10 protein-coding genes are annotated in these 12,335 nt (G+C 77.2%); 8 read left to right on the plus strand and 2 right to left on the minus strand.

Annotated features, from left to right (window positions below):
- The first annotated feature begins 357 nt into the window (after window positions 1–357).
- Window positions 358–2,796 carry a right-handed parallel beta-helix repeat-containing protein gene (locus CP974_RS01885; protein WP_031130005.1) on the plus strand — a complete coding sequence of 813 codons (2,439 nt, stop codon included), beginning with the start codon at window positions 358–360 and terminating at the stop codon, window positions 2,794–2,796.
- Window positions 2,797–2,930: 134 nt separating this feature from the next.
- On the opposite strand, the gene CP974_RS01890 is transcribed toward CP974_RS01885, so the two are convergent.
- A complete protein-coding gene (locus CP974_RS01890) occupies window positions 2,931–5,261 on the minus strand; it encodes a hypothetical protein (RefSeq protein ID WP_031130006.1) in 2,331 nt (776 codons plus the stop codon).
- Between the two features lie 365 nt (window positions 5,262–5,626).
- Here CP974_RS01890 and CP974_RS01895 point away from each other — a divergent pair, with 365 nt between their 5' ends.
- Both CP974_RS01895 and CP974_RS01900 read left to right on the plus strand, forming a co-directional pair.
- Window positions 5,627–6,568 carry a DeoR/GlpR family DNA-binding transcription regulator gene (locus tag CP974_RS01895; RefSeq protein WP_174887771.1) on the plus strand — a complete coding sequence of 314 codons (942 nt, stop codon included), beginning with the start codon at window positions 5,627–5,629 and terminating at the stop codon, window positions 6,566–6,568.
- A complete protein-coding gene (locus tag CP974_RS01900) occupies window positions 6,565–7,008 on the plus strand; it encodes an SRPBCC family protein (RefSeq protein WP_031130010.1) in 444 nt (147 codons plus the stop codon). Before CP974_RS01895 ends, CP974_RS01900 begins: the two co-directional genes overlap by 4 nt.
- Window positions 7,009–7,253: 245 nt before the next feature.
- Here the strand turns inward: CP974_RS01900 and cds1 are convergent, their stop codons facing one another.
- Window positions 7,254–8,342, minus strand: a complete 1,089-nt coding sequence (cds1, locus tag CP974_RS01905) for an L-cysteine desulfhydrase Cds1 (protein WP_031130012.1) — start codon at window positions 8,340–8,342, stop codon at window positions 7,254–7,256.
- A gap of 327 nt (window positions 8,343–8,669) precedes the next feature.
- On the opposite strand from cds1, the gene CP974_RS01910 reads away from it, so the two are divergent.
- From CP974_RS01910 to CP974_RS01935, 5 genes are all read left to right on the plus strand, one after another.
- Window positions 8,670–8,993: a hypothetical protein gene (locus tag CP974_RS01910; RefSeq protein ID WP_031130013.1), complete on the plus strand. Its 324-nt coding sequence runs from the start codon at window positions 8,670–8,672 to the stop codon at window positions 8,991–8,993.
- Between the two features lie 711 nt (window positions 8,994–9,704).
- Window positions 9,705–10,265, plus strand: a complete 561-nt coding sequence (locus CP974_RS01915) for an ATP-binding protein (protein WP_078915463.1) — start codon at window positions 9,705–9,707, stop codon at window positions 10,263–10,265.
- Between the two features lie 257 nt (window positions 10,266–10,522).
- Window positions 10,523–11,089: a TetR/AcrR family transcriptional regulator gene (locus CP974_RS01920; RefSeq protein WP_069975324.1), complete on the plus strand. Its 567-nt coding sequence runs from the start codon at window positions 10,523–10,525 to the stop codon at window positions 11,087–11,089.
- Entirely contained in the window at window positions 11,089–11,673 is a 585-nt protein-coding gene (locus CP974_RS01925) for a DUF4865 family protein (protein WP_031130017.1), read from the plus strand. The genes CP974_RS01920 and CP974_RS01925 overlap by 1 nt, the downstream gene beginning before the upstream one ends.
- A gap of 404 nt (window positions 11,674–12,077) precedes the next feature.
- On the plus strand, window positions 12,078–12,257 hold the full coding sequence (locus CP974_RS01935; protein WP_223844502.1) for a hypothetical protein: 180 nt from the start codon (window positions 12,078–12,080) through the stop codon (window positions 12,255–12,257).
- The last annotated feature ends 78 nt before the right edge of the window (window positions 12,258–12,335 follow it).

Here is a 12,335-nt window from a genome sequence, read left to right on the forward strand (position 1 = left end):
CGCGCACCGGCCCGCACGCCGACGCCCCGTCAACCGGTCGGCTTCCGCCCGGACGGCCGGTCGACCGGCGGCCTCCGCTCTGCCGCCGACGCCCGTCGACCGGCACCTCGCCCGCGTGCGGGGAGCCACCCGGCGTACACGCGCCCCTGCGGTTCCTCCCGCGCCCCGGGCGCGGTCCCGTGCGCCCCGGGCGCACGGCCCGCGCGGGGTGGGCGAGGGCGCGCCCGCGGCGGGCGGCCGGGACAGGACGGTGCCGGGCCCGAGCGGGCCGCCGGGCCGCGCCGTGCGCGCTACGGTGGGGCGACGGGTTGGTGAGCGGGTCGCCGCGAGCGCACGAGGTGGGGGCAGAGCAGCACCATGGCACAGGGCACGGTCCAGGTCACGCACAGCGGTACGTCGCGGTGGCGGCGCCGCACGGGCGAGTACGCCACCCTCGCGGCGGCCCTGGAGGCCGCGGCGGACGGCGACGTCCTCACCGTCGCCCCCGGCACGTACCGGGAGAACCTGGTGCTGCGGCGCGCCGTGACGCTGCGCGGCGCGGACGGCGCCGTGGGCTCGGTGCGCATCGCCCCGCCCGACGGGGTGCCGCTGACGGTGCGGGCCTCCGCGACCGTACGGGACCTGCACCTGGAGGGGCAGGACGCGGCGGCGCCCGCGCTGCTCGTCGAGGACGGCACGCCGGAGCTGATGGACCTGCGGATCGTGACCCGCTCGGCGGTCGGCGTCGAGGTGCGGGGCGCGGCGCGGCCCACGGTGCGGCGCTGCACGGTCGACAACCCGGCCGGCGTCGGCATCGGCGTACTGGACGGCGCGGGCGGCGTGTTCGAGGAGTGCGAGGTCGTCGCGGCGGGCCAGGCCGGCCTGTCGGTGAGCGGCGGGGCGCATCCGCGGCTGGAGCGGTGCCGCGTCCACCACGCCTCCGGGGCGGGCTTGTCGGTGACCGGCGAGGACAGCGGCCTGGAGGCGATCGGCTGCGAGGTGTACGAGATCCGGGGCAGCGGTGTGCGGGTGAGCGGCCGGGCCGCTGCGCACCTGACGGACACGGTGGTCCACCGCACCTCGGCGGACGGGGTGACGCTGGACACCGACGCGGTGCTGACGCTCTCCGACTGCGACATCCACGACGTCCCGGAGAACGCGGTCGACCTGCGCTCCCGCTCGGTGCTGACGCTGACCCGGTCGAAGGTGCGGCGGTTCGGGCGCAACGGCCTGTCGGTGTGGGACCCGGGCACGCGGGTGGACGCCAACCAGTGCGAGATCCACGACAGCACGGGCGACTACCCGGCGGTGTGGGTGAGCGACGGGGCGACGGCGGTGCTGGAGGCGTGCCGCGTCCACGACGTGCCGGACGCGCTGTTCGTGCTGGACCGCGGATCGCGGGTGGACGTGGTCGACAGCGACCTGGCGCAGGTGCGGAACACCGCCGTGTCCGTGAGCGACGGGGGGACCGCCCAGCTCGACGACTGCCGGATCCGTGAGGCGACGACGGGCGCCTGGTTCCGCGACCACGGCAGCGGCGGCACCCTCGCCAACTGCGCGTTCGACGGGGTGCGGACGGGTGTCATCGTCACCAAGGGCGCCGACCCGGCCGTGGAGCGGTGCACGGTCACCTCGCCCGCCGAGGCCGGGTTCTACGTGTCGGCGGAGGGCCGCGGCACGTTCACCGGCTGCCGGGTCGCGGGCAGCGGCGGATTCGGCTTCCACGTGATGGACGGGTGCCGGACCACGCTGCGGCAGTGCCGTACGGAGCGCTGCGCGCGCGGGGGGTACGAGTTCGGCGAGGACGGGCCGGTCACCGAGGAGTGCACCAGCGACGAGAGCGGGGTCGCCCGTACCGGCTCCGCGCCGGTCGCCGGCCCGTCGTCCACGGCGGCGCCGGGAGGCTCCGCCGTGGCGACCGCGCCCGCGGGGCGGGTGGCCGTCGGCCTGCTGGGCGCCGTGCCCGCGCAGGCGTCCGCCGCCGCGGTGCCCGCCCCGGAGCCGGTACGCGAGGCGCAGGACGTGCTGGGCGAACTGGACGCGCTGGTGGGGCTGGAGAGCGTGAAGCGGGAGGTCCGGACGCTCACCAACATGATCGAGGTGGGGCGCCGGCGGCAGGAGGCCGGGCTGAAGGCGGCGTCCGTCCGCCGCCACCTGGCGTTCACCGGCAACCCGGGCACGGGCAAGACGACGGTGGCCCGCCTGTACGGCGAGATCCTCGCGTCGCTCGGCGTGCTGGAGCGCGGCCACCTCGTGGAGGTGTCGCGGGTGGATCTGGTCGGCGAGCACATCGGGTCCACGGCGATCCGCACGCAGGAGGCGTTCGACCGGGCGCGCGGCGGGGTCCTGTTCATCGACGAGGCGTACGCGCTGTCGCCGGAGGACTCGGGGCGCGACTTCGGGCGTGAGGCGATCGACACGCTGGTGAAGCTGATGGAGGACCACCGGGACGCGGTCGTGGTGATCGTCGCCGGGTACACGGCGGAGATGGAGCGCTTCCTCACCGTCAACCCCGGTGTGGCCTCGCGCTTCTCCCGCACCATCAGTTTCCCCGACTACACGCCGGAGGAGCTGCTGCGGATCGTCGAGCAGCAGGCCGAGGACCACGAGTACCGGCTGGCGGACGGGGCGGCCGAGGCGCTGCTGAAGTACTTCGGGGCGCTGCCCAAGGGCGCCGCCTTCGGCAACGGCCGCACCGCGCGGCAGACGTTCGAGTCGATGGTGGAGCGGCACGCGGGCCGGGTCGCCGCGCTCGCCAGCGCGAGCACGGACGACCTGAGCCTGCTGTACCCGGAGGACCTGCCGGACCTGCCTTGAGGGGCCGGGCCGCCGGGTGGCGCCTGGGCCGCCGGGCCGGTGGGCGCCCCGGGGGCCCGCCGGCCGGTGTCACCGTGGCGTACGCGGGTGGGGCCGGATCCGCCCGTGCCGCCGGGACCGTGGGCGGCGCCTTGTCAGGCGGTGTCGTCGGGCCCGTCGGAGCGCTGCCGGGGCACCGGAAGCGGCAGGGCGGGCGGCAGCCGGTCGAGGAGCGCCGCCCGTTCCCGGGCGAACGCCGGGTCGGCCTGGTAGTCGGCGTGGCCCAGGACCGGTTCGGGCAGCGGATGGTCGGGCGTCCGGCCGTAGACGACCGGGTCGCGCAGCGGCGGGTGGTCCACCTCGGGCCTGCCGCCCTCGGCGGGCAGCCGCACGGGACCGCCGATCGGGTCGGTGCGCCTCCACAGGTTGCGCCAGCAGTGCAGCTCCCGGTCGAGCCCGGAGAGCGGCTCGCGGCCGAAGTAGGCGGGGAACCAGCGCCCGTAGAGCCGCTCCAGCGGTGAGCCGTACGTGAGCAGCGCGACGCGGCGGCGGGTCGTGTGCGGCAGCTGCCAGACGGCGGCGGCGGCCAGGACGCTGCCCTGCGAGTGGCCGGAGATGACGAGGCGCCCGCCCGTGCGGCCCGTCCAGGACGCCATCCGCCACGCCAGGTCGGGCACGGCCCGCTCGGCGTAGCAGGGCGGGGCGAACGGGTGGGCGGCCCGCGGCCAGAACGTGCCGACGTCCCACAGGATCCCGATCGTGCGCCGGGCGGAGGCGTCCCGGTAGGCGCGGCGCCCCCAGGTGACGAAGAGGAGGAAGCCCAGCCCGACCAGCCAGGAGCCGAGCGCCTGGCACGCCTCGGCCAGCCCGTCCACGTACCCGGGCGCCCCGTCGAACGCCCGCGCCGGGACGGTCCCGCTCCCCCACGTCCCAACGACGCCCCCCGCGCCCAGGAGCAGCGTCGCGGCGGCCAGGAGCCCGACGAGGACGGGCGCGGCGTCGGTCAGCCCCGCGGCGGCCCGCACGCGGGCGATGCGGCGGGTGCGGATCCGGTCGGGGGTCTCCCCCGCGTACTCGGCCTCCACGACGGGTGCGAGGCGCCGCGCGGCGAACGCGGTGCGCACGACCAGGAACACGGTGGGCACCAGCAGCAGCACCAGCAGGACGGGGATGGCGGCGGCCTCCCAGCTCAGCAGCAGCGGCGGCCCGACGAGGGGCCCGCCCCCGGCGCCGGGGGCGGCGGGCCCGTCGAGCCAGTCGGCGACGCGCTGGGCGACACCGCCCGCCATCACCCCGCCGAGCGCGCAGGCCAGCACGGCGACGGCGGGCCCGGCCAGGCCGTGCAGGGCGGTGCGCGGATCGGGGTCGCGGCGGTGCAGCCGCAGCGCGACGGCGGCGAGCGGCAGGATGAGGGCGCCCTGGCCGACGAGGAGCACGGAGAACGCCGTGTCGCCGGGCAACGCGCCCGAGGAGCGCCAATCGGGCCGGGGCCAGGAGGCGTACAGCGCGGAGAGGGCCAGCAGGGCGGCGGCGGCGCCCGGCAGCCAGGTGACCAGGGCCCGGTCGAGCCGGCCGTCGAGGCGGCGTTCGCTGCGGCCCCGCCGGCAGACGACGACCACCACGACGGCCGCGGCGGCGGCGAGGGCGGCCTCGACGCACCAGCCGAGCGCGGCGCGCGGCGTGCCCGCGGCGGCGCCCCGGTCGTACCGGGCGGCGGCCCCGGCGACGGCGGCGGCGACGGTGAGCAGCCCGGCGGCGGTGTGCGCGGCGCGCAGCCGGGCGACGAGCCGGCGGCCGTACCAGAATCCGGGCCGGCCGAGCGCGGGGCGGTCCGCGTGCTCGTCCTCGCCGCGCGGCGGGCGCTGCGCCTCGTACGCGCTCCAGGTGCGGTGGGACAGGTACCACAGGAGCGCCACCAGCGCGGTGGGGACGGCGGCGGCGACGGTGAGGCGGCGGCCCGGCTGCGACCACCAGCCGCCCTCGGCGGCGGCGAGGAAGGCGAGCCAGGGGCGGTCGCCGGTGCAGGCGGCGGCGCCCGCGCACTGCCACGCCGCCAGGTCGAGGGCGACCTCGCAGGCGGCGGCGGTCAGCAGCACGGTGAGGCTGAGCGCGACGAGCCGGACGAGGACGCCGTACAGGCGCGCGGAGCGCCCGTGCCGGGTGGCGGGCGGGCGCATCCAGTGGGCGAGGTTGACCACCATGAAGGGCAGCAGCAGTAACCACAGGGCGCGGGTGCCGTTGCCGGAGGTGAGGTTGGACCAGCAGTACGCCTCCGGGACGGGGCCGCCGCGGAAGCGTTCGGGCTCGCTCTCGGCGCGCAGGTCGGCGGTCCTCCGGTACACCGCCGCGGTGCCGTCGCCGGTGACGCGGACGGTGCGGGGGTCGTCCAGCATCTCGTCGGGCGTGGTGCCGCCGACGCCGTGGACGAGGAGTTCGAGCGCGGCTCCGGTGCCGCGCGGATCCGGTGCGGCGCGGTCCGGTGTGATCTGCCGGGCGGGGTGCGGCGCGGGGGCCGGTGCGGCGGACGGGGCGGGGGCCGGCGCGGGGTCCGCTGCGGCCGACTGTGCGGGGGCCGGTGCGGGGGCCGGTGCGGGGGACCGTGCTGGTTCCGGTGCGGGTTCCGGTGCGGCTGGGGACACTTCGGTGCTCGCTTCCTGCGGCAGGGGCGGGCGGCCGGACGGCCCGGCCCCGGTGGTGGGGGCGGCGCGCCGTACGGCTCTCCCGTAATCTCCCCGCCCGCCCCGCGGGCGAAGCGCGTGGCAGGATGTGCCTGTACGGGCCACCTGCACGGACGGCGGCGGACCGCGGCGCCCGATCCACGCACCAGACCACGGAAGGACCGGCCCCAGCGGTGAGCGACAACCAGAACCTCCTCGCGGAGCAGCGGCGCGCCCTGATCCTCGACGAGGTGAGACGGCGCGGCGGGGTGCGGGTCAACGAACTCACCCGCCGGCTGAACGTCTCCGACATGACGGTCCGCCGCGACCTCGACGCGCTGGCCCGGCAGGGCGTGGTGGAGAAGGTGCACGGCGGGGCGGTGCCGGTCGCGGAGGCGCGGACGCACGAGCCGGGTTTCGAGGCGAAGTCGGCGCTGGAGCCGGGTGCGAAGGAGGACATCGCGCGCGTGGCCGCCGCGATGGTGGCGCCGGGCACCGCGATCGCCCTCTCGGGGGGTACGACGACGTACGCGGTGGCACGGCGGCTGCTGGACGTGCCGGGCCTGACGGTGGTGACCAACTCGGTGCGGGTGGCGGACGTGTTCCACACGGCGGCGCCCGCCCGGGAGCCGGGCGCCGGGGCGCGGCCGGGGGCCGCGGCGGTGGTGCTGACGGGCGGGGTGCGCACCCCGTCGGACGCGCTGGTCGGGCCGGTGGCGGACCAGGCGATCGGGTCGCTCCACTTCGACGTGCTCTTCCTCGGGGTGCACGGGGTGTCGGTGGAGGCGGGGCTGTCCACGCCGAACCTGGCGGAGGCGGAGACGAACCGGCGGCTGATCCGGGCGGCGCGGCGGGTGGTGGTCGTCGCGGACCACACCAAGTGGGGCAAGGTGGCGCTGAGTTCGTTCGCCCGGCTGGAGGACGTCGACACCCTGGTGACGGACTCGGGGGTGTCGGACGAGGTGCGGACCGCGATGGCGGAGCACCTGCCGGGGCTCGTCGTCGCGGGCCGGGGGGCGCCGGGCGCGGGCGGCCCGGAGACCGGGAGCGCGACCGTGCCGGAGGCCGGGAACGGGGCCGTGCCGGAGGCCGGTCCGGCGGTCTCGGCGGCGGGTGCCGGGAGGGCAGGCGCGTGAGCGTCTTCCGGCTGGAGCGGCGTACGGACCTGAACCCGGCGGAGGCGTGGCGGCGGGTGACCGACTGGCGGGCGCACGCCGTGGACGTGCCGCTGACCCGCGTACGGGTGCTGACGCCGGGTCCGCCGGGGCGGGGAACCCGGTTCACGGCGCGCACCGGCGTCGGTCCGCTGGGCTTCGACGACCCGATGACCGTGGTCCGCTGGGAGCCGCCGGGCGCCGGGCCGGGCGTGTGCCGTCTGGAGAAGTCCGGGCGCGTGGTGCTCGGCTGGGCGGAGATCGCCGTGCACCCGGAGGGCTCCGGAGCACGGGTGACGTGGGTGGAGGAGCTGCGCGTACGGGGGGTGCCGCGCTGGTGCGATCCGCTGCTGGCCCTGGCCGGCCGCCGGGTCTTCGGCCGCGAACTGGACCGGCTGCTGGGCGGTTCCGTCCGCCGGTGACCGGCCGGGCGGAGACGCCCGGGACCGGGCGACCGGCAGGCCGGGGCGGGGTGACCGGCAGGCCGGGGCGGGCGCGGGGCCGAGGTGAGGCCGGGCGCGGCCGTGCGCGGGCCGGGCACGGCGCCCGCCGGGTGGGCGTGGGGGACGGCCACTGCGGGGCCGCGCGTACGGGGACGGCCCGGCCGCTGCGGGGCCGCGCGTACGGGGACGGCCCGCCGGTCGGGGTGACGGGCCGTCCCCGGCCGTCAGTCCGGCCACACCCCGGAGGCGAGGAACTCGTCGAGCGTCGCCGTGTACGGGGCGATGTCCAGCCCCTGCTCTTCCAGCCACGCGTCCGAGTAGTACTTGTCCAGATAGCGCTCCCCCGGATCGCAGATCAGCGTGACGACGCTGCCGGTGCGGCCCTGCGCCACCATCTCCCCGACGATCTTCAGGGCGCTCCACAGGCCGGTCCCGGTCGAGCCGCCCGCCTTGCGGCCGATGGCGGTCTCCAGGGCGCGCACGGCGGCGACGCTCGCCGCGTCGGGGACCTTCATCATGCGGTCGACGGCGCCCGGCACGAAGCTGGGCTCCATACGGGGGCGGCCGATGCCCTCGATGCGGGAGCCGCAGTCGCTCACCGCGTCCGGGTCCTCGCGCGTCCACCCGTCGAAGAAGCAGGAGTTCTCCGGGTCCGGGACGCAGACGCGGGTGTCGTACTGCATGTAGTGGACGTAGCGGGCGATCGTCGCGGACGTGCCGCCGGTGCCGGCCGTGGCGACGATCCAGGCGGGCTCCGGGTACCGCTCCAGGCGCAGTTGCTGGTAGACGGACTCGGCGATGTTGTTGTTGCCCCGCCAGTCGGTGGCGCGCTCGGCGTAGGTGAACTGGTCCATGTAGTGGCCGCCGGTCTGCGCGGCGAGCGCGGCGGCCTCCTCGTACATGCGCCGCGAGTCGTCGACGAAGTGGCAGCGCCCGCCGTGGAACTCGATGAGGCGGATCTTCTCGGCGCTGGTGGTGCGCGGCATGACGGCGATGAACGGCACGCCGATCAGGCTCGCGAAGTACGCCTCAGAGACGGCGGTCGAGCCGCTGGACGCCTCGATGACGGGCTTGCCGGGGCGGATCCAGCCGTTGCAGAGCCCGTACAGGAACAGGGAGCGGGCGAGGCGGTGCTTGAGGCTGCCGGTGGGGTGGGTCGACTCGTCCTTGAGGTAGAGGTCGATGCCCCAGGACTCGGGGAGCGGGAAGCGCAGGAGGTGGGTGTCCGCCGACCGGTTGGCGTCGGCCTGGACCTTCCGCACGGCGTCTTTCAGCCAGGACCGGTAGGCCGGATCACTGCGGTCGACGTCGATGGTCGCGAGGGGCGTCCGGGTCCTCGCCGCGGCGGTGCCGGGGGCCGCCGCCCCCGCGCCCGGGGCTTGCGCAGGGGCGCCGGCGTCCGGGCCGGCCGGCTCGGGCTGCTCAACGGTCGTCACGGGCCACTCCTCGTCGTTCGCGTCCTGCGCGCCACGGTCCCCTCATGGGTCCCGCGACCGAACATACCTGCCCCACCTGGGCAAACGATGACTTTGACCCCTCATAGGCGCTGCTTGCAGACAGCTCGGCGGGCGGGCTGGTGCACGGCCGGGCGCACGTGCAGACTGGGCGTCCTGGAACGGTGCGAAGGGGGCGGCGGATCCATGACTGAACCCGAATTCAGCGCCACGGGGGTACGCATCGAACGGTGGCCGCGGTCGCTCACGACGGCCGGCGAGGTGCGTATCGAGGGCGGCCGGCTGGCCCTGCTGACCAGCTACGGCCGGGAGATCGACAGCGCGCCGGTGCGGGCGGTCCGGGCGGGCCGGCCCTGGTTCGCGGCGTCCCGCGACGCGGCGGTCGCCACGCTCAACGGCGCCCGCTACCGCCTCACCATGGGGGAGCGCGCGATGCGGCCCGAGTCGGGCGCGACGCTCGCCGGGCGGTTCCTGGAGGCCGTGCGCAGGGCCGGCGGCCGCCGCGACTGACGACACCGCCCACCCCGCGCGCGAGCCGCCGGTTCCGACGAGGCGCCGTCGGGCGCGTGAGGCGCCGGCCCTGGCGCGAGGCCGGGTGCGCGGGCGCGGCTCCCGTCCGCGCGGCGCGTGCGCGGGCGCGTCACGGATTCGCCGACGCACGGGCGCGCGGGGGCGGGGCGGCACGCAGCACGCGGGCCCCGTCAGGACCGCCACGCGGCGTGCCGGGCGCGGGCGGCGGCTTCTCGGCACCCGCTCGTCCGGGCACACCGGGGCGTTCCCCGGCGCGGGGCGGCCGGGTCCCGGACTCGGGGCGGGGGTCCCTGCGAGCGGCCACGACCGGAGCACGCGCCCGCGGGGCCCGAGGGACGGGCCCCGTGAGAGCCCGACCGGGGCGGACCGCCGGACGCCGTGGTCCGCCGAGCCGGACGGACCACCGGACGCCGGGGCAGACGGTCCGCCGGACGCCGGGGCGTGCGGCCCGCCCGGACGCCGGGGTGTGCGGGAGCGGATGGGCTGCCGGGCTTGGTGGCGTGCGGGGCTGACGGTGCGTCTGCTCCGCGAGTTGCGAAGCGGTCCCCTCTGGTCCACGCTGGATTGACATCACCCAGGGTGAGTCGACGGTGACGCTGCGATCCAGCCCGTCGGTCCACGCGCCAGCCCACCCACTCCACTGGATCCGATCCTCGTCTTCTTCCGGACCTACTTCGGGGAGTCGCAGCCGTGATCAGCCAGGCAATCAGCAGGCAGTGCGCGCTTGAACTCCAGGCACTGCCGTCGCGGATCGGTCAGGTCCGCAGAATCGTGTCGGCGCAACTGCGCTACTGGAACCTCGACCCCCTCATCGAGAAGGCGGTGCTCGGGGTCACCGAGCTCCTGACCAACGTGCACCGGCACGCCACACCGGACAAGGTCTGCACGGTCGAGATCGAGTTCCTCCTCGACCGGCTCACGGTCTCCGTCCACGACCACGATCCGCGCCTCCCCGCCGTCGTGCACCTCCAGGAGGGGCCGGACCCGCTCGCCACGTCGGGGCGGGGGCTCGCCCTGATAGAGGCGGTCAGCGAGAGCTGGGGCGCGAGCCCGCGGGGCGACACGGGCAAGGTCGTGTGGTTCACGCTCCCGGCGCCCTCGGCCATGCCCGTGGGCATCCCGGCGGTTCCCGCCTACGGGGCCGCGGGCGGCGCCGCGTTCATGGAACCCGTGCCCTTCGGGGACGGGACCGAGGCGGCGGAGACCGTACGGGGCCAGGCCGCCGCCGCCCGGTCGGCCGTGGCGGGATGACCGCGCGGCGGCCGCGTGACGCACGGCCGCCGGGCGGCCGCGGCACGGATGACCGCGGGAGGACCGCGGCGGGCTGACCGGAGGGCAGGCGGACGGAGCCGTCGCACCGCAGGTGCGGCGCCGGGGCGGGCGGGAGGTGCGGCGGGGCGGACCGGGACGGGCCCGCCCGCCCCGCCGCGTTCCCCGCCGCACACCCCGCCGCGTTCCCCGCCCCGCACCCGTGGACGTCTGTACCTACTGGTATGTACAGTCCTTCCATGACCACTTCCGAACGACTGGTCGACGCGACGCGCGACCTGCTGTGGGAGCGCGGCTACGTGGGCACCAGCCCCAAGGCCATCCAGCAGCGGGCGGGTGCGGGCCAGGGCAGCATGTACCACCACTTCGCCGGGAAGTCCGACCTGGCGCTCGCCGCCATCCGCCGCACCGCCGCGGACCTGCGCGCGGCGGCCGAGCGGGCCCTGGGCGGCGAGGGCACGGCGTACGCGCGCGTGGAGGCGTACCTCCGGCGTGAGCGGGACGTGCTGCGGGGCTGCCCCGTGGGGCGGCTGACGATGGACCCGGACGTCGTCGCGGACGACGCGCTGCGCGCCCCGGTGGACGAGACCCTGGACTGGCTGCGGGGCCGGCTCGCGGACGTCCTGCGGGAGGGCGTCCAGGCGGGCGAGTTGGACCCGGCGCTGGACCCGGAGCGTACGGCCGCGGCGGTCGTGGCCACCGTGCAGGGCGGCTACGTGCTGGCCCGCGCGTCGGGGTCGGCGGCCGCCTTCGACGCGGCGGTCGACGGGCTGCTGGCCCTCCTCGCGGGACGGCGGACCGCCTGATGCACGCGACGCAGTACGAGATCACCCTGCCCGCCGACTACGACATGGGGATCATCCGCCACCGGGTGGCGACGCGCGGGCACCTGCTGGACGACTTCCCCGGCCTCGGCCTGAAGGCGTATCTCGTACGGGAGCGGTCGGCGGGCGCACCGGTGAACCAGTACGCGCCGTTCTACCTGTGGGCGGCGCCCGAGGGCATGAACGCCTTCCTGTGGGGGCCCGGTTTCCAGGGGATCGTGGACGACTTCGGGCGGCCCGAGGTGCTCCACTGGGCGGGCGCGGCGTACGGCGAGGGGCCGGCGGCCGGCGCGGCGCCCCGGTACGCGGTGCGGCTCCGGGAGCGGATCGGCGCGCACGAGCCGCCCGCCGAGGCGGTGGCACGTGCGGTGGAGGCGCACGGGCGGCTCGTACGGGAGGACGGGCTGGTGGCGGCAGCGGTGGCCGTCGACCCCCGCCACTGGGAGCTGCTGGACTTCAGCCTGTGGGCGGGCCCGGCGCCGCGGGGGGCGGGCGACGTGTTCCGGGTGCTGCACCTGTCCCAGCCCGGCCGTGCGTCGCTGCGGCGGGGACGGCACTGGGGCTGAGCGGTCGCCGCGTCCGGGGCGGCCGGTGTGTTCGCGGGGGCGGGGTGGCGCCGTCGGCGGCGGCGCGCCGGGCGGGAAGCGTCCCGGGGGCGGGGCGCGGGGGCCGGGGCGCGGGGGCGGGGCACGGGGCCGGGGCGCGGGGCGCGGGAGCGGCCGGGGCGCCGCCCTGGCGAGCCGGGGGCGCGCGCCGGTGTGGCGCACGCCCGCGCAGGCAATCCCCCGGCAAAAAGCGGGTCAGAAGACCATCAGCTGATCTGTGGATGTGGCCGGATCGGGCATGTATCCGCGGCCGGAAAGGGATCGGGCTGGGGGCGGGCATGCGCGATGGGGAGAAGGGTGCGGGGCGGCGGTGTCAGGTGGCCGACCCGAACGATCCGACCCCCTGTGAAGGGGAGGTCGCGGCCGTGACGGTCGTCACCGGCGACGGGAGGGAGGTCACCGGCTGCGTGCACCACAGCGCCCGCCAGCTGGCCAGCCTCCAGGGCTCCCGGCTGCACCCGATGGCGGCCCTGATGCCGTGGGCGGTGGACGTCTACTGCCGCGCCGCCGCGCTGACCCCGTTCCCCTGGGAGATCGGGCTCTGACGCGCCGTCCCGCGTCCTCCGGGGCGGGGCCGTCCTCGCGGCACGGCCACCGCGCCGCGCGGCCGGCCGGCGGCCGGT

Source organism: Streptomyces fradiae ATCC 10745 = DSM 40063 (genome assembly GCF_008704425.1).
Classification (GTDB): Bacteria; Actinomycetota; Actinomycetes; order Streptomycetales; family Streptomycetaceae; genus Streptomyces; species Streptomyces fradiae.